This window comes from Luteimonas galliterrae (assembly GCF_023374055.1).
GTDB lineage: Bacteria > Pseudomonadota > Gammaproteobacteria > Xanthomonadales > Xanthomonadaceae > Luteimonas_C > Luteimonas_C galliterrae.
In genome coordinates this window covers 633,657-652,572 of the sequence record NZ_JAMBEP010000001.1, presented here as the reverse complement: position 1 = coordinate 652,572, position 18,916 = coordinate 633,657, and the positions used below count along the sequence as shown (strand labels likewise).

The window sequence follows — 18,916 nt, the reverse complement described above, 5'->3', positions numbered from 1 at the left end:
GCGGCCTTTTCGTTTTCCCAGCCGCTGCGTCCTTCCCTTTGTAGGAGCGGCTTTAGCCGCGAGCCCTTTCCCACATGATCGCAGCGTGTTGGAAAGAGCTCGCGGCTAAAGCCGCTCCTACGAAAGCCGTCGCTTCTACAAGGCCTTGCCGTCAGTACATCTCGCGGTGGATCCCCAGCGTCGTCAGCACCTTGCTGGCGATCTCCTCGATCGACGTATTGGTGGTGCTCAGCACCGGAATCCGTTCCGCCCTGAACAGGGCTTCGGCCGCTGCCACTTCGCGCTTGCAGGTCTCGAGCTGCGCATAGCGCGAATTGGGACGGCGTTCCTGGCGGATTTGCTGCAGGCGGACCGGATCGATGGTCAATCCGAACAGCTTCTGCCGGCAATTGCGCAGCCGGGCCGGCAGACGGTCGTGCTCCAGATCCTCTTCGGTCAGCGGATAGTTGGCCGCGGCGATGCCGTAATGCAGCGCCAGATACACGCAGGTCGGCGTCTTGCCGGCACGCGAGACGGCGACCAGGACCACGTCGGCCTCGTCGTAATTCACCGCGATGCCGTCGTCGTGGGTCAGCGCGAAATTCATCGCGTTGATGCGCCGGTGGTAGGTCTCGAAATCGGCCATGCCGTGGGCCTGGCCGACGCGCGACTGGCGCATGGTGCCCAGCTCGCGTTCCAGCGGCTCGATGAACGGCGCGAAGATGTCCAGCATCAGCGCCCCGCTCTCGGCGACCAGTGCTGACAGTTCCGGATCGACGCAGGAATTGATCACGATGGGCCGCGTGCCGTGCGACAGCCCGATGTCGCGGATGCGGCCGGCGATCTCGCGCGCCCGCTCCGGCGTATCCACGAACGGGATGCGGTCGGTGACGAAGCGGTGGTCGGTGAACTGGGTCAGCAGGCTGTGGCCGATGGTCTCGGCGGTGATGCCGGTGCCGTCGGAAACGTAGAAAACCGGGCGCGTCATGGACATGCGTAAACGTTTTCCTGAACCGTGATGAGCGCCGCGGCGGGCCGGGTTGCTAAAATAACAACTTCGGCCGGCCCTGCCCGCCCCTCCCCTGCCCTTTAGAAACCCCGGAGCCTGTTTTGAGCGATCAACCCCTGAGCGCCAATATCCTTTGGCTGCACGACCTGCGACTGACCGATCTGGCCCAAGTGGGCGGCAAGAACTCCTCGCTGGGCGAGATGATCGGCAACCTGGCCAAGCTGGGGGTTTCGGTGCCGGGCGGCTTCGCGACCACCGCGGACGCTTTCAAGGACTTCATCGCCCATAACGATCTGCACCAGCGCATCTTCGACCGGCTGGCGACGCTGGACGTCGAGGACGTGCCGGCGCTGAACAAGGCCGGCGCCGAGATCCGCGGCTGGGTGATCGATGCGCCGCTGCAACCAGGGCTGGATGCGGACATCCGCACCGCTTACAAAAAGCTCAGCGCCGAGAACGGCGGCGGTGAAATCGCGGTGGCGGTCCGCTCTTCGGCCACCGCCGAAGACCTGCCCGACGCCAGTTTTGCCGGCCAACAGGAAACCTTCCTCAACGTCACCGGCGAGGACGATGTGGTGCGCAAGGTGAAGGAAGTCTTCGCCAGCCTCTACAACGACCGCGCCATCGCCTACCGCGTGCACCACGGCTTCAAGCACGAGGACGTGTTCCTGTCCGCCGGCGTGCAGCTGATGGTGCGTTCGGATGTCGGCGCCTCCGGCGTGCTGTTCACGCTGGACACCGAATCAGGCTTCCGCGAGGTGGTCTTCATCACTTCGAGCTACGGCCTGGGCGAGAACGTCGTGCAGGGCGCGGTGAATCCGGACGAGTTCTACGTCTACAAGCCGACGCTGCTGAAGGGCAAGCCGGCGATCCTGCGCCGTTCGCTGGGCGCCAAGCAGATCCGCATGGTCTATTCCGACAAGCCCGGCGAGCGCGTGCGAAACGAGGACACGCCCGCCGAGTTGCGCAACAAATTCTCGATCAGCGACGAAGACGTTCACGAACTGGCCAAGCAGGCCCTGGTGATCGAAAAGCACTACCAGCGCCCGATGGACATCGAATGGGCCAAGGACGGCGTCAGCGGCAAGTTGTTCATCGTCCAGGCGCGTCCGGAAACGGTGAAATCGCGCGGCCATGCCACCCAGATCGAGCGCTTCCACCTGGAAAAACGCGGCGACGTAGTCGCCGAAGGCCGCGCCATCGGCCAGAAGATCGGCAGCGGCGTAGCGCGCGTGGTGCGCAGCCTGGACGACATGAATCGCGTGCAGCCCGGCGACGTGCTGGTTGCGGACATGACCGATCCGGACTGGGAGCCGGTGATGAAGCGCGCTGCGGCCATCGTCACCAACCGCGGCGGCCGCACCTGCCATGCGGCGATCATCGCCCGCGAGCTCGGCGTGCCGGCAGTCGTCGGCACCGGCAATGCGCTGGATCTGATCGCGGATGGCAGCGAAGTCACCGTCAGCTGCTCGGAAGGCGACACCGGCTACATCTATGCCGGCTCGCTGCCGTTCGAGCGCATCACCACCGATCTGGCGTCGATGCCGCCGGCGCCGCTGAAGATCATGATGAACGTGGCCAACCCCGAGCGCGCGTTCGATTTCGCGATGCTGCCCAACGCCGGCATCGGCCTGGCGCGCCTGGAAATGATCATCGCCGCGCACATCGGCGTGCATCCCAACGCGCTGTTGCAGTACGACAGGCAGGACGCGGATACCAAAAAGAAGATCGACGCCAAGACCGCCGGTTATGCCGATCCGGTCAGTTTCTACGTCGATCGCCTGGCCGAAGGCATCGCCACGCTGACCGCCTCGGTGGCGCCGCATCCGGTGATCGTGCGCTTGTCGGACTTCAAGTCCAACGAATACGCCAACCTGATCGGCGGCAGTAATTTCGAGCCCCACGAAGAGAATCCGATGATCGGCTTCCGCGGCGCCAGCCGCTACGTCGATGCCTCGTTCGCCGACGCCTTCGCGTTGGAATGCAAGGCCGTGCGCAAGGTGCGCAACGAGATGGGCCTGGACAACCTGTGGGTGATGATCCCGTTCGTACGCACGCTGGACGAGGGCCGCAAGGTCGTCGAAGTGCTGAAGAAGAACGGCCTCGAACAGGGCAAGGACGGCCTGAAGATCATCATGATGTGCGAAGTGCCGTCCAACGCGTTGCTGGCCGACGAATTCCTGGAGATCTTCGACGGCTTCTCGATCGGTTCCAACGACCTGACCCAGCTCACGCTCGGCCTGGATCGCGACTCGAGCATCGTCGCCCACCTGTTCGACGAGCGCGATCCGGCAGTGAAGAAGCTGCTCTCGATGGCGATCAAGTCGGCGCGTGCCAAGGGCAAATACGTCGGCATCTGCGGCCAGGGCCCGAGCGATCACCCGGATCTAGCGGAGTGGCTGATGCAGGAAGGGATCGAATCGGTTTCGTTGAATCCGGATACCGTCGTCGATACCTGGCTACGCCTGGCCAAGTCCAAAGCATCCTGACGCTTTTGTAGAGCGGGGCCTGCTCCGCTGCTTTCGTAGGTGCGAATTTATTCGCACGCCTTTGATCTTTCGCGCAAAGCGTGCGAATAAATTCGCACCTACGAAAAGCATAAGCGCCGTGCCTGCGCAGACGCCTATTTCAGGGCCGCACCCGGTTCGGACAGCCAGGGGTGTATTTCGCAGGCCAAGCGTCCCGCCTTCACAGCCGGATCGTCTGCGCACATTTTCTCGGCGGCCGCACGATCTGGCACATCCAGGATGAAGATGCCGCGCCAGTCGCCGTCGTCCATGAAAGGCCCGGCGATCTGAAGTTTTCCGGCTTCGGCATAGGCCTTGATGTTGGCCATGTGTCCGGCCTGAAGCTTGGCGCTTTCCTCCGGCGCCTGGTCGCGTTTGGCGCCGCGCTTGAGCATCACGAACCAGTATTGCTTCATGCCCGCCGGTAACGCGGACGCCGCTTTCGCCTGGGCCGGCTCCGGCTTCGCGGCCGGTTGCTGCGCACCGGCATTCGACGCCGGCATGGCGAGCAGAAGGAAGGTCGCCCAGAAAATGTGGTTCTTCATGTGTCGTGCTCCCGGTTGCTTGAAAACTTGCCCATCGCCTGCCGGTAATGGCGCAGTTCTTCGATCGAATCGCGCACATCGCTCAACGCGGTGTGCGCCGCCTGCTTGCTCACGCCGGCGAGCACTTCGGGGGCCCAGCGCCGCGCCAGCTCCTTGATCGTGCTGACGTCCAGATTGCGGTAGTGGAAGAACTTCTCCAGCGCCGGCATCTGCCGGTGCAGGAAACGGCGGTCCTGGCAGATCGAGTTGCCGCACATCGGCGACTGCCTCGGGTTCAACCAGCGCTGCAGGAATTCCAGCGTGCGCCGCTCGGCTTCGGCCATCGGAACGCCCAGCTCCAGCACCCGCTTCCAGAGGCCGGACTTGCCGTGTTGGGTGCGGTTCCATTCGTCCATGGCCTCGAGCGCGGCCAGCGGATGCGAGATCGCGAACTCCGGGCCTTCGGCCAGGATGTTGAGCTGCGAATCGGTGACCACGGTGGCGATCTCGAGGATCGAATCGTTGTCGGTGTCGAGCCCGGTCATTTCCAGGTCGATCCAGATCAGGCGGCCATCGTTTTCGGATATTGACGTCATAAGCTCGCAGCCGGCCCCGGGTCGCGGCATCATAGCGCAGCGCCCTCACCCGCCATCACCATGCCCCAGAACGCCGCCGCCTTCGCCCATTACGCGGTCCTAACCGCGATGCTCGCGCCCGCGTTCTTCCTGACCGCGACCGCGTCGCTGCTGATGTCGGCCAACAACCGGCTGTCGCGGATCATCGACCGGCTGCGTTCGATACTGAAGGAACTCGAAGACACCTCCGATCCGGAATACCGCGGCATCCTGGAGCAGCGCATCGCGATGCAGCGCCGCCGCAATGTACTGATCCTGCGCGGCAGCCAGTTGCTGTACGGCGCGATCAGCTGCTTCGTCGGCACCAGCCTGAGCGTCGCGGTCGACGCCTTCGTCGGCTATCGGTTCGGCATGCTGCCGACTTTGCTGGCGGTGTTCGGCGTACTCGCGCTGTTCGCCGCCAGCCTGTGCCTGGCGCGGGAATCGACGTTGGCGATCACCGCGATCAACGAGGAAATGGACCACCGCTATGCGATCGCGCGGATGCGCAAGCGCGAGCAGCATGCGGACGCGCAGGCCGAGGGCGAAACGGAATGATGGGGCTTGCCGCCGTTCTTCCCCCTTTTCAAAAGGGGGGTGAACAACCGGAGCTTCAGGAAAGGGGTGGCTTGCCGCGTTTGCGGCGGAAGTAATTGGTTAGCCGCGAACTCGCTTCTTCCGCCAGCACGCCTGCGACCACTTCAACTCGATGGTTGTGGCGCGGATCGGCGAGCAAGTCGAACACGCTGCCCGCCGCGCCGGTCTTCGGATCGGATGCTGCGTACACCACGCGCGCCAGCCGCGCATGCACCATCGCCATCGCGCACATCGCGCAGGGCTCCAGCGTCACGTACAGCGTGCAGCCGACCAGGCGATGGTTGGCCAGCGCCCTGCCCGCTTGGCGCATCGCCACGATTTCCGCGTGCGCGGCCGGATCGGATTCGGCGATGTTGCGGTTCCAACCTTCGCCGATCGCCACGCCCGCGGCATCGACCAAAACCGCGCCGACCGGAATTTCGTCGTCCTCGCGTTCGGCGCGATCGGCCAGCGCCAGCGCCCGCTCCATCCAGCGACGATCTATGTCCGTCTGCGGCACGCCAGCCTCGATTGCGTATTCCATATGCAAGACTAGCGCATCGATAGCCATGGGCGGTCAACGGCCGCAGCCCGCTTGCGTTGGGCAGCTCATATGCCGACTCGCCGGAGACCGCTGATGCGCCTGCTCGCCTGTATCGCCGCCTTGATCTTGGCCGGAGCCGGCCATGCCGCCGCCGTTTCGCCGCCCTCCGATGCCGCAGTCGCGAAGGCCGTCCGCAAGGCGCTCGAACAGGCCGCGGCTCCCGAAGGGCCCGGAGTCGTCGCGCTCGTCGCCAAGGGCGATCGCGTGGTCTACCGCGAGGCGCGCGGCCTCGCCCAACTGGAATTGGGCGTTCCTTTGACGACGCAGCACGTGTTCCGCATCGCTTCGGTCACCAAGATCTTCACCGCCGCGACGGTGCTGAAACTCGCCGAACAGGGCAAGCTGTCGCTCGACGATCCTTTGGCCGCGCACCTGCCCGATTTTCCGCACGCCGGCGAGATCACCTTGCGGCAGTTGTTGAACCACACCGCCGGCGTCTCGGATGCCGCGGCGGACCCGCAGCCTGGCTTCTCGAGACGCGAGATCGACACCGCGACGCTGATCGCCGAAATCGGCAAGCGGCCGTTGGATTTCGCGCCCGGCACGCGCTGGGCCTACTCGAACGCCGGTTACGTCCTGCTGGGCGCGGTGATCGAAAAAGTCACCGGCGAGCCCTGGCATGTCGCGATGCAAAAACTTTTCGCCCAGCCATTGGACTTGCGCGACACGCGCTACGGCGACGAATCCACGTTGATTCCTCGCCGCGTGGCCGGATACACCACCGATTCGCGCAGCCGCGTCGTGCGCAATCCGGTTCCGATCAGTTCGAGCATTCCCGCCGCGGCGGGCGGCCTGGTTTCCACCGCCGACGATCTGCTGCGCTGGATGCGCGCGCTGGCGGACGGAAGCGCCGTCGGACGGCAAGGGTTCGCGGAAATGATTGCACCGCCCGATCTTCCGCAAAACTCGGAACGTTATGGATTGGGCATGTATCTTTGGACCGTGCGCGGCCAGCCCATGGTCGGACATACCGGACAGATCAACGGGTTCTCCTCGATCCTGGCCTATCTGCCAGAACAGGACATCACCATCGTCGCCCTCGCCAACGACGACCACTTCGACGCGAAGACGATGGGACGCCGTTTGGCGGCGATCGCATTGGGCGATCCCTACGCAGACGTAATGCCGGTGTCGCCGTCGCCGGAGGCCTTGCGCACGCTCGCGGGAACCTATCGCTACGACGAGAACACGCTGCAAACGCTGTCCGTCCGCGACGGCAAGCTTTATTCGCAGCGGCAGGGGCGCGGCGCGATCCCGCTGCAGGTCGATGCGGGCGGAAGGCTGTATTTCGTGCCCGACGAGATCAGCTATTTCGTTCCCGTCCGCGATGCGCACGGGAACGTGATCCGTCTGGACTTCTTCCGTAGCGGCGAAGGTCCGCCGCGGGCCATGCCGCGGGTGGACCCGCCGGCTCGCTGACGCTCAGCTCGGCTGGATCTTGCCCAGGTAATCCATCTTGCCCAGCGGCACGCCCTTGTGCCGCAGCAAGCCGTAGGCGGTGGTCAGATGGAAATAGAAATTCGGCAGCAGGAAGCTGCGCACGTAATCGTCGGCGACGAAATGCAGTTCGCGCTGGCCGGCCTTGAAACGGATCTCGCGCTTTTCTCCGCCGTCGACGGTTTCGGCCGGCACGCTGCGCAGATACTCGACAGTCTTGGCGATGCGCTGCTTGAGATCGTCGAGCGTGGCTTCCTCGTCGGCGAAGCTCGGCGCCTGGCTTTGCGACAGGCGCGCGCCGCCGAACTTGGCGGTATCGCTGGCGCGCTGGATTTGGCCGGCCAGGTTGAGCATGTCCGGGGCCAGCCGGGTCTGCACGTACTCGGTGCCGTCGATGCCCTGCTCGTTCGCGTAGGCCGCGGCCTTGTCGATCTGGCGGGACAGGTTTTCCAGACCGCGGATCAAAGCGGGAATGGACAGGTCGTACAGCGAAAGCGTCATGCGCGTCTCCAGCAATACCGCGGTGTCGGAATCCGCCAAGGATAGCGGAGCCGGGCCGGCGTCACGCATCGCAGCTTCCTGCGTGCCGGGCTTGCGGATTTGTGGAGTTGATCGGCGCCGTTTCAAGGGGTGATTCCCACGCGCCAGGGTTTCAGGCGGACGCCGTCACGCCTACTCCGGCATTCCCGCGAAGCTCTGCAACGCGGGATCGACGCGATCCCAGGCTTGCGCGCGCGAAGCGAACGTCACCGCCTGCGGCCGGTATAGCGAAGGTTCGTCCAGGCTGCCGGCATGGATCGTAAAGAACGCCGGCGTCGCCGAGAACGTCAGATACACCGGCGCGCCGCATTGCGGACAGAACGCGTGCGATTTGACGTTGCCGTTGTCCGCGGCGACCTGCCAGATTTTCGCCTCTCCGCTCAGTTTGACGTTCTGCTGGGAGGGAAACGTCAAATACGAACCGTGGCCCGTTCCGCTGCGCTTCCGGCAATGCTGGCATTGGCATTCGTTCATGAAAATCGGCTCGTCCGCGATCTCGTAGCGCACGGCTCCGCAGGCGCAACCGCCGATGTAGGCATCGCTCATGGTTTTCTCCTCGATGATGGATCGCTTCGGCGCGGATCAGTGCCGCGTGGACGAAGCCTCTTGTTCGGCGGCGACGGCGTCGAGGTTATGCATGACCTTGCTCCAGCCTTCGCTCATGTTCTGGTAGGCGGTATCGTTCTTCGGCAACACGAAGCCGGAATGGACCAGGCGCAGACGCGTGCCTTCGCCGGCTTTGCTGAGCGTCCAGGTGACTACCGTTTCCAGGCGCGAGCCGTAGCCGACGTTGTCCTCGTGCCCGCCTTTCCAGGCGTAGACGAAACGCTGGTTCGGAACCACTTCCAACACTTGGCAATGGATGACGCCGTCCCACTCGCCCGCCGGCATGGTGCTGAAGGTGAAGCGCTTGCCCACCACGGGTTCGAATCCGCTCGGCGGCATGATCCAACGCGCCATCAGCTCGCCGTCGGTCAGCGTTTTCCAAATCGTCTCGGGCGAATGCGGGAACACCTCGTCGACGACGATGTCCTGCGTGACGGGTTCCAGAGCGGCGTCGTTCATGGGTCGATCTCCTTCAATAGAGTGCGCAAGTCGGCGAAGCGTTCGCGCCAGAAGACGCCGTAATGGCTCATCCAATCGACCAGCGGCGCGAGGCCGGCCGGTTGGGCGCGGTAGTAGACGTTCCGCCCTTCCGGCCGCTCGGCGACAAGGCCGGCTTGCTTCAAGGATTTCAGGTGCTGGGATACCGCGCCTTGGGTCACGCCGCTGCCGCGGGTCAGTTCGGCGACGGTGATCTCGTCCGCACCGACGATGCGTTCGTAGACGGCGCGCCGGGTGGGATCGGCGAGCGTTCGCATGACGGCGTTTAGAGCGGTGCTTTCGGCCATGGGAGAAATATTAGCGGATGCTAATTAATTAGTCAACGCTAATTTATAACGCCGTCACGGATGGCTCAGAGCTAATCAAATCAGTGCGTTGAAGGACATACTTCCGTCGAAAGCCAATATTCGACGGATCGCCTGGATCCCGGCTTGCGTCGGGATGACGTGTCGTGTGGCGACATTGGACTATCGGCGCGTCGCCCGATCACTCCCCTTCGAAGACCGAAGGGAAGCAATCCGGCTCGAGCCGACGGTCAGGCGACGCCGAGCTTTCCGCGCTCGCCGCTACGGGGCGTCGCGAGCTCCTCGGGCGTCACGAACGCGGCCAGATCTTCGGCCTCGTAGAACGGCAGGATTTCCATGATGCTGTCCGCCGTCAGCGGCGCTCGCTTCACCCAGGCCAGAGCTTCGTTCATGTCCCGAACCTGCCAAATCGAGAAGCCGGCGACCACTTCTTTGCTCTCGGCGAACGGTCCGTCGACGATCGCCAGCTCGGTCCCGTCGAAGGTGATCCGCTTGGCTTCCGCGCCGGTCTTCAGGCCCGCTGCGGCGACGAAGACGCCGGCCGTGACCAGCTCTTCGGTGAACCGGTCCATTGCGGCGAACGCCTCGAGTTCTTCGGGCGTGGGGGCCTTCGCATCGCCGAGTTCGGCGGCTTTGACAAACACCATGACTCGCATCGTCTTTCTCCTGGTTTGAGCTCGCCCCATTGGCGTCTCTTATGGGGCGACGAGCGAGCGTTTCGAATATCGACCCTGTTCAGACAGTTTCTAAAATATTGCGTTAATTCATTGTATTAATTGGATTAATTCTGGTGCGCCAGCCCTACTCCCACTCGATCGTAGCCGGCGGCTTGCCGCTGATGTCGTAAACCACGCGGGAAACGCCGCGCAATTCGTTGATGATCCGGTTGGAAACGCGACCCAGGAAATCGTAGGGCAGATGCGCCCAATGCGCGGTCATGAAGTCGATGGTCTCGACCGCGCGCAGCGCGATCACCCATTCGTAAGCGCGCGCGTCGCCGACCACGCCCACCGATTTCACCGGCAGGAACACGGCGAAGGCTTGGCTGGTCTTGTCGTACAGATCGGCCTTGCGCAGTTCTTCGATGAAGATCGCGTCGGCCTTGGCCAATAGTTCGGCGTATTCGGGCTTCACTTCGCCGAGGATGCGCACACCCAGGCCCGGACCGGGGAACGGATGGCGGTAGACCATTTCGCGCGGCAGGCCCAACTCAACGCCTAGGCGCCGCACTTCGTCCTTGAACAGTTCGCGCAGCGGTTCGACCAGACCCAGCTTCATCGTCTCGGGCAGGCCGCCGACGTTGTGGTGGCTCTTGATGACGTGCGCCTTGCCGGTCTTGCTGCCGGCCGATTCGATCACGTCCGGATAGATCGTGCCCTGCGCCAGCCATTTCGCATTGGCCAGTTTGTGCGATTCCTCGTCGAAGATGTCGACGAAGAGGTTGCCGATGATCTTGCGCTTGGCCTCGGGATCGGCGACGCCTTTCAATTTCTCGAAATAGCGTTCGTGGGCGTCGACGCGGATCACCTTGACGCCCATATGCTCGGCGAACATCGCCATCACCTGGTCGCCTTCCTGCCAGCGCAGCAGGCCGGTGTCGACGAACACGCAGGTCAGTTGCTCGCCGATCGCCTTGTGCAGCAGCGCGGCGACCACGGACGAATCGACGCCGCCGGACAGACCCAGGATGACCTCGTCCGAACCGACCTGTTCGCGCACGCGGGCGATCTGGTCTTCGATGATGTTGGCCGCGGTCCACAGGGTTTCGCAACCGCAGATGTCGACCACGAAGCGGCGCAGTATTTCCTGGCCCGACTTGGTGTGGGTGACTTCGGGATGGAACTGCACGCCGTACCAGCGCTTGTCGTCGTTGGCGAACGCGGCGACCGGCACGCGGTCGGTCCTGGCGGTGACGGTGAAATCCGGCGGCGCCTGGGAAACATGGTCGCCGTGGCTCATCCACACGTCCAGGCGCGGCGGCGAACCGGGATGGTCTTTCAAACCTTCGAACAGGCGGTCGGCGGCGACTAACGAAACCTCGGCATGGCCGTATTCGCGCGAATCGGCCGATTCGGTTTCGCCGCCGAGCTGCTTGGCCATGGTCTGCATGCCGTAGCAGATGCCGAGCAGCGGCAGTCGGCTGTCGAAGACTTCTTGCGGAGCACGGGGCGAGCCGTGCTCGGTGGTCGATTCGGGACCGCCGGACAGGATGATGCCCTTCGCCCCGAATTTCGCGATCTCGGCCGGATCGTGGTCCCAGGCCCAGATTTCGCAGTAGACGCCGATCTCGCGGATGCGGCGGGCGATCAGCTGGGTGTACTGCGCGCCGAAATCGAGGATGAGGATCTTGTCGCTGTGGAGGTCGGTCATAGGTGCGTGTCTGACGAATCCTTGTTGCTTCTTTAGGCCGTCATTCCCGCGAAGGCGGGAATCCAGCGACTTTGCTTTTGTTCTAGCCCTCTCCCGCTTGCGGGAGAGGGTTGGGTGAGGGCGCGCGATATCGCCGATGCCTTCGCCGCGATCTGGAGCGGCGTTAAAGCCACTGGATTCCCGCCTTCGCGGGAACGACGGCTTAAAAGCAAATCGCCAACACCTCACCCCATCCGATAGTTCGGCGGTTCCTTCGTAATCTGCACATCGTGCACATGACTCTCGCGCTGCCCGGCACCGGTGACTTTCACGAACGACGGCTTCTTGCGCATCTCTTCGATGGTCGCGCAGCCGACATAACCCATCGTCGCGCGCAGGCCGCCGGCCAGCTGGTGGACTACGTTGCTCAGCGGCCCGCGATACGGCACGCGGCCCTCGATGCCTTCCGGCACCAGCTTGTCCGCATCGCTCGCATCCTGGAAATAACGGTCCTTCGACCCCTTCTCCATCGCGCCGAGCGAACCCATGCCGCGGTAGCTCTTGTAGCTGCGGCCCTGGAAAAGTTCGGTCTCCCCCGGCGATTCCTCGGTGCCGGCGAACAGGCCGCCCACCATCACCGTGGAGGCGCCGGCGACGATCGCCTTGCCGATATCGCCCGAGTAACGGATGCCGCCATCGGCGATCAGCGGAATGCGGTCCTGCAACGCCTCCGCCACCATGGACACCGCCGTGATCTGCGGTACGCCGACGCCGGCGACGATGCGTGTGGTGCAGATCGAACCCGGACCGACGCCGACTTTCACCGCGTCCGCGCCGGCATCCATCAATGCCAATGCGGCGTCGCCGGTGACGATATTGCCGCCGATCACCTGCAGGTGCGGGTAGTTTTTCTTGGTCCAGGCGACGCGGTCGATCACGCCTTGCGAATGGCCGTGTGCGGTGTCGACGATCACCACGTCCACGCCGGCCGCCGCGAGCGCTTCGATGCGTTGTTCGGTATCGCCGCCGACGCCGACCGCGGCGCCGACCAGCAGGCGCTCGGACGAATCTTTCGCGGCGTTGGGATTGTCGCGCGCCTTCTGGATGTCCTTGACCGTGATCAGCCCGCGCAATTCGAAGCCGTCGTTGACCACCAACACCTTTTCGATGCGGTGCTTGTGCAGCAGCTGCAGCACTTCCTCGTCGCTGGCGCCTTCGCGCACGGTGATCAGGCGTTCCTTCTTGGTCATGATGTGGCGGACCGGATCGTCGAGCTTGGTCTCGAAGCGCATGTCGCGCCCGGTGACGATGCCGACCAGCTGGCCGCCGTCGACGACCGGCACGCCGGAGATGTTGCGCGCGCGGGTGAGGTTGAGCACTTCGCCGATGGTCGTTTCCGGGCTCACGGTGAACGGTTCGCGGATCACGCCGGCTTCGAATTTCTTGACCCGGGCCACTTCGGCCGCCTGCTGCTCTAACGACAGGTTCTTGTGGATGATGCCGATGCCGCCGAGCTGGGCCATGGTGATGGCCAGCCGCGCCTCGGTGACGGTGTCCATGGCGGCGGACACGATGGGCAAAGTGAGGCGCAGGTCGCGGGTGAGACGTGTCGCGAGCGAGACGTCCTTGGGAAGGACGGTGGAATGCGCGGGGACGAGGGATACGTCGTCGTAGGTGAGCGCTTCAGCCTGGATGCGCAGCATGGGCGGTCCGGAGGGGAGAAGCGCGCCATTGTAACGCTTTTTGGCCTTCTCCCACCGGGGTGAGGCCGCGCTGCTTGCGAGCCATTGGCGCGCGCGCGGCCGAACGCCCTTGCGCTATGCGCAAGGGCCGGGGCGCGGAGCGAGGTGGCGCGAAAGCGCCGGATGAGGGTGCGGCGAAGCGACGAAGCGTTCCGATTGCGGTGCGAAAACCATAAGGCTGACGATTCAAATCGCGACGGAAACCTACACGGCTTCGCCGACCCCCCCCCAACCCTCCCGGTGGGAGAGGGGCTTTAAGCTTCGGCCGCCTCGGCGGCTTCCAGCGTGTTCTGCATCAGGGTCGCCACGGTCATCGGCCCTACCCCGCCCGGCACCGGCGTGATCCAGCTGGCCCGCTCTGCGGCCTCGCTGAAGCCCACATCCCCGACCAGACGGCCGTCTTCCAGCCGGTTGATGCCGACATCGATCACCACCGCGCCTGGTTTGACCCAGTCGCCCGGGATCAGCCGCGGCCGGCCGACCGCCACCACCAGAATGTCCGCCTCGCCGATATGCCGGCGCAGCACTTCCGGCGGAGTGAACTTGTGGCAGCTGGTGACCGTGCAGCCGGCGATCAGCAGTTCCAGCGCCATCGGCCGGCCGACGTGGTTGCTGACCCCCACGATCGTCGCCGACTGGCCGCGCACCGGCCGGTCGGTGTAGGCCAGCAGCGTGGTGATCCCGCGCGGCGTGCAGGGCCGCAGGCCGAACTGGCGCAGGGCCAGGTGGCCGACGTTCTCGGGGTGGAAGCCGTCGACGTCCTTGCGTGGGTCGATCCGGTGGATCAGACGCGTCGCGTCGGGGATGCCCGGCAGCGGCAGCTGGACCAGGATGCCGTGCACGGCCGGGTCGGCGTTCAGGCGGTCGATCAGGGCCAGCAGCTCGGCCTCGGTGGCGCCGGTTGGAAAGTCGAAGTCCAGGGCGCGGATCCCGACCTTTTCGGCCGCGCGCCGCTTGTTGCGCACGTAGGACTGCGAGGCCGGGTCGCTGCCCACCAGCACCACCGCCAATCCCGGCCGAGCCTTGCCGGCGGCAACGCGGGCGTCGACCTGGCGCTTGAGGCCATCGAGCAGGTCATCGGCGATGCGTTTGCCGTCGAGGATTTTTGCGGTCATGCGGTGGAGGATGGCCTGCGCTAGAGTCGAGCTTCGTATTCTCCCCGTTCCGTCATCCCAGCGAAAGCTGGGACCCATTTTGATCTTGTTCCGAAACGCAAAGTCGCTGGGTTCCCGCCTTCGCGGGAATGACGGCTGAAGCAACAGCAAAATGGGTCTCAGCTTTCGCTGGGATGACGAATCTCCGGTAAATCCCGATGACCGCCGACCACGAAACCACCCTGCTCGAAGCCGCCGCCTTCCGCCGCCTGGTGCATCACCTGATGCACGAACGCCCGGATGTGCAGAACATCGACCTGATGATCCTCGCCGGCTTTTGCCGCAACTGCCTGTCCGACTGGTATCGCGAAGCCGCCGAGGCGCGCGGCATCGCCATGACCAAGGACGAGGCGCGCGAAGCGATTTACGGCATGCCTTTCGCGGAATGGAAGGCGAAGCACCAGCACGAAGCGACGCCGGAACAATTGGCCGCATTCGATGCCGCGCAACGCGCGCACCCAAAGGCAGGCGCCCCATGAAATTCGTCTGGTCGCTGGCAACCGTGCTCGCGCTGGTCTACGCCGGCCTCTGCGCGCTGATGTACTTCAAACAGCGAGACTTGATCTATTACCCTCAGATCACCCGCGTCGATCCTGCGCAGACCGATTTTTCGATGCAGCGCGAAGGCCTGGTCCTGCGCGGCTGGACGGTCAATCCCGGCCGCGCGAAGGCGATCGTCTACTTCGGCGGCAACGGCGAGAGCATCCAGGACAGCCGCGACGAATTCGCACGCTGGTTTCCCGGCCACAGCGTGTACCTGGTGGCTTATCGCGGCTACGGCGCCAGCGATGGGCAACCCGACGAAAAAACGCTGCTCGCCGATGCGCTGGCCGTCTTCGACCGCGTGCAGTCGCAGCATCCGGGCCAGTCGGTATCGGTGATCGGCCGCAGCCTGGGCAGCGGCGTGGCCGCTTATGTCGCATCGAAACGGCCGGTCGACCGATTGGTGCTGGTCACGCCGTACGACAGTCTCGCCGAAATCGGCCAGGCCCATTACCCATGGCTGCCGGTGCGCTGGCTGTCGACGCAGCGCTACGAATCGGCCGCCTATCTTGCCGGCTACAAGCGGCCGCTGCTGGTCGTACGCGCAGATCGCGACGAGATCATCCCCGCCGAAAGCACCGCGCGCCTGATCGCCTCTTTGCCCCAGCCGCCGCAGGTGGTCACGTTGCCCGATACGGGCCACAACGGATTGAACGACAAGCCCGAATACGGCCAGTCGCTGAGCGCTTTTCTGCAATGACTCAGACCGCGGCTCTTTGTCCCGATTAGCCGCCGGCGCAGAACGCCGCGTAGTCGATGTAACCCGGGAATGCGCGCCCGGGTGCGCAAACGGCGCAACCGGGATCGGGCGACAGCCGCGTCTCGCGGAAACGCATCGACAGCGCATCGAAGTGCAGCAGGCGCCCCGCCAGCGGCTCGCCGATGCCCAGGATCAGCTTGATCGCTTCGGTCGCCTGCAACAGGCCGATCACGCCGGGCAGCACGCCGAGCACGCCGGCCTCGGCGCAATTGGGCGCGGCTTCCGGCGGCGGCGGCTCCGGGAACAGGCAGCGATAGCACGGCGCGATGCCGCGATGGCGGCCGGCATCGAACACGCCCGCCTGCCCTTCGAAACGATGCACCGCGCCGTACACCAGCGGCTTGCCCAGCTTCACGCAGGCATCGTTCAGCAGGTAGCGCGCCGGGAAGTTGTCGGCGCCGTCAACCACGACATCGACGCCATGGAGCAAGCGTTCGACGTTGGCGCTGGTGATGCGCTCGGCCACGGCTTCGATCGTCGTGCGCGGGTTGAGCGCCGTCAGCGCGGCCGCCGCGGATTCGACCTTGGCGATGCCGATGCGCTCATCGGTATGCAGGATTTGGCGCTGCAAGTTGCTGCGGTCCACCACGTCGTCGTCGGCGAGGCGAATCGTGCCGACGCCTGCCGCCGCGAGATAGAAAGCGGCCGGCGAACCGAGCCCGCCGGCCCCGACCAGCAGCACGCGCGCGGCTTCGAGCCGCTTCTGCCCCTCCATGCCGACTTCAGGCAGGCGAAGATGGCGCGAATAGCGGTCGTGGAAATCCATGTCGATATCCTGCGACGGCTCGGCGACCGGCAGGCCATCGGCGATCCAGCGCGTGGTGCCGCCCTGAACGGAAGCGATGTCCGCATAGCCCTGAGCTTGCAATGCCTCCGCAGCCTGCAGCGAACGCGCGCCGGATTGGCAGATCAGCAGGATTTCCGCGTCGCGCTGCGGCAGATGCGTCGCCGGATCCGATTCGAGCTCGGCCTTGGCGACGCCGCGCGCGGATTGCGCCATCCCGAGCGCGCGTTCGTGCGCTTCGCGGACGTCGATCAGGATCGCGCCACGCGCTTGGCGTTCCTGGGCTTGGCGAGGGCTGATTTCGGGGATGCTCATTTCGAGATTATCGCGCTAAAAACTGACCCCATCGCACACGCGGACGAAACGTAGTTTTCCCTCTCCCCTCTGTGGGAGAGGGACAGGCCGAAGGCCAGGGAGAGGGGCCGGCTTTTCGCGCCGTGTCAGAGCAAGACCAGAAGCACGCTTCGCTCCGCTCGCGCCCCCTCTCCTGCCCTGCGGGCACCCTCCCCCGCAAAAGGGAAGAAAAACTGACTTCGCGCTTCTCTATGCTAGTACGGCAACACTTCCACCACGCCGCCGACCGCATAGTCCGCCACCCGCTCCGGCAACACGATCAACGCATCGCTATCGGCCGCCGCGCGCATCCGGTGCGAGCCGTCCGCAGGATTCGGTTGAACATGCAGAATGCCGTCCGAGGCGGATTGCAACCGGCCGCGTAAGAACTCCAGACGCTCGTGCGCCTTATGCCACGGCGCGGACAGGCGCGCGAAGAAACGCGGCCGCGGCTCCCCCCTGCCTTGCAAACCGTCGACCAGCATGCGGCCCAGCGTCAGATAGGTCGCCAATACCGATACCGGGTTGCCCGGCAAGCCCAGGAACAGCGCACGCTCCAGTTCGCCGAACAGCAGCGGCATCCCCGGGCGCATGCGCACCTTCCAGAAATGCACGCGGCCTTGCGATTGCAGCAAGGTGGGAATGAAGTCCTTCTCGCCGGCCGATACCGCGCCGCAGGTGATCACGATGTCGAATGCCTGCGCCGCGTCGCGCAACATCGACTCGATACGCGCCGGATCGTCCGGCAGCGTCGGCCATGCCGTCGGCTCCAGGCCGTCGGCGCGCAGCAGGCCCATCAGCAATTCGCGATTGGAGTTGTAGATCTGGCCCGGTCGTAACGGCAGTCCCGGCTCGACCAGCTCGTCGCCGGTGGTGAACACCGCCACCGTGGGACGCTGCGCGACTTCGAGCGCGGCCATGCCTATCGACGCGGCCAAAGCGATGCGCGAAGGCGTCAACGGCTGTCCCGCCTGCAGCACGCGGTCGCCGATCTTCGTATCCTCGCCTGCGCGGCGCACGTGCGCGCCCGGCTTGGGTGCGATTAGAACACGCACGGTATCGCCGTCGATCCGCGTATTTTCTTTCATTACCACGGTATCGGCGCCTTGCGGCATCGGCGCGCCGGTGGTGATGCGCGAGCATTGTCCCGGCCCGATGCGCAGATCCAGTGACAGGCCGGCGAACTGCTCGCCGACCAGGCGCAATGCCGTGTCGCCGTCGCTGCCCAGATCCGCGTGACGCAAGGCATAGCCGTCCATCGCCGAGTTGTCGAATGGCGGCAGCGGGATCGCGGTGATCGCGTCCTGGGCCAGCACTCGGCCATGCGCGCGCGGCAGTGCGAGCCCTTCGCTCGGCAGTTGGCGGCCGGCAGCGACGCTTTCGACGATGCTGCGCGCCTGTTCGAATGCGATCCGGGTCGGGAATTCGTTCATGGGGGCGTCGATGCCTGCGGCGGCGAGATCGTCGGGCGTGTTGAGATTACCGAAGCGCAGGCCCGGAAAACGAACGCAGGCCATATCCAGCCGTGCTTGCAAGGCATGGATGGCGTAATCGTTGGCATCGATCGCGCGGGCGATGGCATCGCGCAAGGCCGCCGACGGCCAGAGCGCGACCAGCGGCTGCGCGCCGTCGTCGTCCTGCGCGTAGGCGCCGCGTTCGCCTGCGCCGGCGAGCTCCGGCAACAGGCGATCATCCACGAGGACTGCGTCCACAGGTAGCGTTAGCAGCCATTGCGTCGTGCAGGCCTGCGCCAACGCATCCAAGCCGCCGAGCGGGCCGATATCGAAAACGCGGTCGGGGATCGCGCGCAATCCCTGGTCGGCATAACGGGCAAGATCGCGATTGGCGCTGACCAGGACGCTATCGGCCCGAGAAGCGAAACTTCGCGCCAGACGCAGTACTTGCGGTTCGCCGTCGCGCAGCAGCCAGGCCTTGTCGAGGCCGCCGAGGCGCGTGGCGCGGCCGCCGGCGAGGATTCCGAGAGTGACGCACTCGCGCATCGTAGCGCTCAGTCCCGCTGCTTTTGTAGGTGCGAATTCATCCGCACGCTTT

At 64.9% G+C, this 18,916-nt stretch carries 19 protein-coding genes and 1 pseudogene; 5 read left to right on the top strand and 15 right to left on the bottom strand.

All coding sequences use genetic code 11. The features are described 5' to 3' along the window. Window positions 1-151: 151 nt before the first annotated feature. Window positions 152-973: a posphoenolpyruvate synthetase regulatory kinase/phosphorylase PpsR gene (gene ppsR / locus M2650_RS03025; protein WP_249471000.1), complete on the bottom strand. Its 822-nt coding sequence runs from the start codon at window positions 971-973 to the stop codon at window positions 152-154. Window positions 974-1,104: 131 nt separating this feature from the next. Here ppsR and ppsA point away from each other — a divergent pair, with 131 nt between their 5' ends. After that, window positions 1,105-3,477 carry a phosphoenolpyruvate synthase gene (ppsA, locus tag M2650_RS03020; RefSeq protein WP_249474167.1) on the top strand — a complete coding sequence of 791 codons (2,373 nt, stop codon included), beginning with the start codon at window positions 1,105-1,107 and terminating at the stop codon, window positions 3,475-3,477. Between the two features lie 134 nt (window positions 3,478-3,611). Here the strand turns inward: ppsA and M2650_RS03015 are convergent, their stop codons facing one another. Then, the gene (locus tag M2650_RS03015; protein ID WP_249470998.1) at window positions 3,612-4,040 is read right to left on the bottom strand and encodes a YciI family protein; all 429 of its coding nucleotides are present in this window, start codon (window positions 4,038-4,040) and stop codon (window positions 3,612-3,614) included. Further along, complete coding sequence (gene orn / locus M2650_RS03010; RefSeq protein ID WP_249470996.1) at window positions 4,037-4,615, bottom strand: oligoribonuclease; 579 nt, start codon at window positions 4,613-4,615, stop codon at window positions 4,037-4,039. The genes M2650_RS03015 and orn overlap by 4 nt, the downstream gene beginning before the upstream one ends. 60 nt (window positions 4,616-4,675) lie before the next feature. Between orn and M2650_RS03005 the strand changes: the two genes are divergently transcribed. Further along, window positions 4,676-5,191 carry a DUF2721 domain-containing protein gene (locus M2650_RS03005; protein ID WP_249470991.1) on the top strand — a complete coding sequence of 172 codons (516 nt, stop codon included), beginning with the start codon at window positions 4,676-4,678 and terminating at the stop codon, window positions 5,189-5,191. Between the two features lie 55 nt (window positions 5,192-5,246). Here M2650_RS03005 and tadA read toward each other — a convergent pair whose 3' ends face one another. Further along, window positions 5,247-5,753 carry a tRNA adenosine(34) deaminase TadA gene (tadA, locus tag M2650_RS03000; RefSeq protein WP_249470988.1) on the bottom strand — a complete coding sequence of 169 codons (507 nt, stop codon included), beginning with the start codon at window positions 5,751-5,753 and terminating at the stop codon, window positions 5,247-5,249. 93 nt (window positions 5,754-5,846) lie between these two features. Here tadA and M2650_RS02995 point away from each other — a divergent pair, with 93 nt between their 5' ends. Then, complete coding sequence (locus tag M2650_RS02995) at window positions 5,847-7,232, top strand: serine hydrolase domain-containing protein (protein ID WP_249470984.1); 1,386 nt, start codon at window positions 5,847-5,849, stop codon at window positions 7,230-7,232. A gap of 3 nt (window positions 7,233-7,235) precedes the next feature. Here M2650_RS02995 and M2650_RS02990 read toward each other — a convergent pair whose 3' ends face one another. From M2650_RS02990 to folD, 8 genes are all read right to left on the bottom strand, one after another. After that, window positions 7,236-7,820, bottom strand: a complete 585-nt coding sequence (locus M2650_RS02990; protein ID WP_249470981.1) for a DUF1993 domain-containing protein — start codon at window positions 7,818-7,820, stop codon at window positions 7,236-7,238. A 102-nt stretch (window positions 7,821-7,922) separates the two neighbouring features. Further along, a complete protein-coding gene (locus M2650_RS02985) occupies window positions 7,923-8,336 on the bottom strand; it encodes a GFA family protein (RefSeq protein ID WP_249470978.1) in 414 nt (137 codons plus the stop codon). A gap of 36 nt (window positions 8,337-8,372) precedes the next feature. Next, window positions 8,373-8,855, bottom strand: a complete 483-nt coding sequence (locus M2650_RS02980) for an SRPBCC family protein (protein WP_249470975.1) — start codon at window positions 8,853-8,855, stop codon at window positions 8,373-8,375. After that, window positions 8,852-9,151, bottom strand: a complete 300-nt coding sequence (locus tag M2650_RS02975) for an ArsR/SmtB family transcription factor (RefSeq protein ID WP_249470972.1) — start codon at window positions 9,149-9,151, stop codon at window positions 8,852-8,854. Before M2650_RS02975 ends, M2650_RS02980 begins: the two co-directional genes overlap by 4 nt. 278 nt (window positions 9,152-9,429) lie before the next feature. Next, window positions 9,430-9,855, bottom strand: coding sequence for a YciI family protein (locus M2650_RS02970; protein ID WP_249470970.1), 426 nt, complete (start codon window positions 9,853-9,855; stop codon window positions 9,430-9,432). Window positions 9,856-10,000: 145 nt separating this feature from the next. Next, window positions 10,001-11,569 carry a glutamine-hydrolyzing GMP synthase gene (gene guaA / locus M2650_RS02965; RefSeq protein WP_249470967.1) on the bottom strand — a complete coding sequence of 523 codons (1,569 nt, stop codon included), beginning with the start codon at window positions 11,567-11,569 and terminating at the stop codon, window positions 10,001-10,003. Window positions 11,570-11,793: 224 nt separating this feature from the next. Then, on the bottom strand, window positions 11,794-13,251 hold the full coding sequence (guaB, locus tag M2650_RS02960) for an IMP dehydrogenase (protein WP_249470963.1): 1,458 nt from the start codon (window positions 13,249-13,251) through the stop codon (window positions 11,794-11,796). A 293-nt stretch (window positions 13,252-13,544) separates the two neighbouring features. Next, complete coding sequence (gene folD / locus M2650_RS02955; protein WP_249470960.1) at window positions 13,545-14,405, bottom strand: bifunctional methylenetetrahydrofolate dehydrogenase/methenyltetrahydrofolate cyclohydrolase FolD; 861 nt, start codon at window positions 14,403-14,405, stop codon at window positions 13,545-13,547. A 197-nt stretch (window positions 14,406-14,602) separates the two neighbouring features. On the opposite strand from folD, the gene M2650_RS02950 reads away from it, so the two are divergent. Both M2650_RS02950 and M2650_RS02945 read left to right on the top strand, forming a co-directional pair. Continuing rightward, window positions 14,603-14,923: a DUF1244 domain-containing protein gene (locus M2650_RS02950; protein WP_249470957.1), complete on the top strand. Its 321-nt coding sequence runs from the start codon at window positions 14,603-14,605 to the stop codon at window positions 14,921-14,923. Further along, window positions 14,920-15,687, top strand: a complete 768-nt coding sequence (locus tag M2650_RS02945) for an alpha/beta hydrolase (RefSeq protein ID WP_249470954.1) — start codon at window positions 14,920-14,922, stop codon at window positions 15,685-15,687. Before M2650_RS02950 ends, M2650_RS02945 begins: the two co-directional genes overlap by 4 nt. A 25-nt stretch (window positions 15,688-15,712) precedes the next feature. Here the strand turns inward: M2650_RS02945 and moeB are convergent, their stop codons facing one another. The 3 genes and pseudogenes from moeB to mobA form a co-directional block, all read right to left on the bottom strand. Further along, window positions 15,713-16,846, bottom strand: coding sequence for a molybdopterin-synthase adenylyltransferase MoeB (gene moeB, locus M2650_RS02940; RefSeq protein WP_249470948.1), 1,134 nt, complete (start codon window positions 16,844-16,846; stop codon window positions 15,713-15,715). A gap of 233 nt (window positions 16,847-17,079) precedes the next feature. Further along, a complete protein-coding gene (locus M2650_RS02935; protein ID WP_249474164.1) occupies window positions 17,080-18,297 on the bottom strand; it encodes a molybdopterin molybdotransferase MoeA in 1,218 nt (405 codons plus the stop codon). A 129-nt stretch (window positions 18,298-18,426) separates the two neighbouring features. After that, window positions 18,427-18,864: pseudogene (mobA, locus tag M2650_RS02930) on the bottom strand (molybdenum cofactor guanylyltransferase); the annotation flags it as partial. Window positions 18,865-18,916: the final 52 nt, after the last annotated feature.

Excerpts from the sequence above, each read along its gene's own strand:
- M2650_RS03015 (WP_249470998.1), bottom strand. The coding sequence starts at position 4,040 with ATGAAGAACCACATTTTCTGGGCGACCTTCCTTCTGCTCGCCATGCCG.
- M2650_RS03005 (WP_249470991.1), top strand. The coding sequence starts at position 4,676 with ATGCCCCAGAACGCCGCCGCCTTCGCCCATTACGCGGTCCTAACCGCG.
- M2650_RS02945 (WP_249470954.1), top strand. The coding sequence starts at position 14,920 with ATGAAATTCGTCTGGTCGCTGGCAACCGTGCTCGCGCTGGTCTACGCC.
- guaA (WP_249470967.1), bottom strand. The coding sequence starts at position 11,569 with ATGACCGACCTCCACAGCGACAAGATCCTCATCCTCGATTTCGGCGCG.
- folD (WP_249470960.1), bottom strand. The coding sequence starts at position 14,405 with ATGACCGCAAAAATCCTCGACGGCAAACGCATCGCCGATGACCTGCTC.
- M2650_RS02975 (WP_249470972.1), bottom strand. The coding sequence starts at position 9,151 with ATGCGAACGCTCGCCGATCCCACCCGGCGCGCCGTCTACGAACGCATC.
- M2650_RS02985 (WP_249470978.1), bottom strand. The coding sequence starts at position 8,336 with ATGAGCGATGCCTACATCGGCGGTTGCGCCTGCGGAGCCGTGCGCTAC.
- M2650_RS02950 (WP_249470957.1), top strand. The coding sequence starts at position 14,603 with ATGACCGCCGACCACGAAACCACCCTGCTCGAAGCCGCCGCCTTCCGC.
- M2650_RS02995 (WP_249470984.1), top strand. The coding sequence starts at position 5,847 with ATGCGCCTGCTCGCCTGTATCGCCGCCTTGATCTTGGCCGGAGCCGGC.
- M2650_RS02970 (WP_249470970.1), bottom strand. The coding sequence starts at position 9,855 with ATGCGAGTCATGGTGTTTGTCAAAGCCGCCGAACTCGGCGATGCGAAG.
- orn (WP_249470996.1), bottom strand. The coding sequence starts at position 4,615 with ATGACGTCAATATCCGAAAACGATGGCCGCCTGATCTGGATCGACCTG.
- moeB (WP_249470948.1), bottom strand. The coding sequence starts at position 16,846 with ATGAGCATCCCCGAAATCAGCCCTCGCCAAGCCCAGGAACGCCAAGCG.
- ppsR (WP_249471000.1), bottom strand. The coding sequence starts at position 973 with ATGTCCATGACGCGCCCGGTTTTCTACGTTTCCGACGGCACCGGCATC.
- guaB (WP_249470963.1), bottom strand. The coding sequence starts at position 13,251 with ATGCTGCGCATCCAGGCTGAAGCGCTCACCTACGACGACGTATCCCTC.
- M2650_RS02980 (WP_249470975.1), bottom strand. The coding sequence starts at position 8,855 with ATGAACGACGCCGCTCTGGAACCCGTCACGCAGGACATCGTCGTCGAC.
- M2650_RS02935 (WP_249474164.1), bottom strand. The coding sequence starts at position 18,297 with ATGAACGAATTCCCGACCCGGATCGCATTCGAACAGGCGCGCAGCATC.
- M2650_RS02990 (WP_249470981.1), bottom strand. The coding sequence starts at position 7,820 with ATGCGTGACGCCGGCCCGGCTCCGCTATCCTTGGCGGATTCCGACACC.
- tadA (WP_249470988.1), bottom strand. The coding sequence starts at position 5,753 with ATGGAATACGCAATCGAGGCTGGCGTGCCGCAGACGGACATAGATCGT.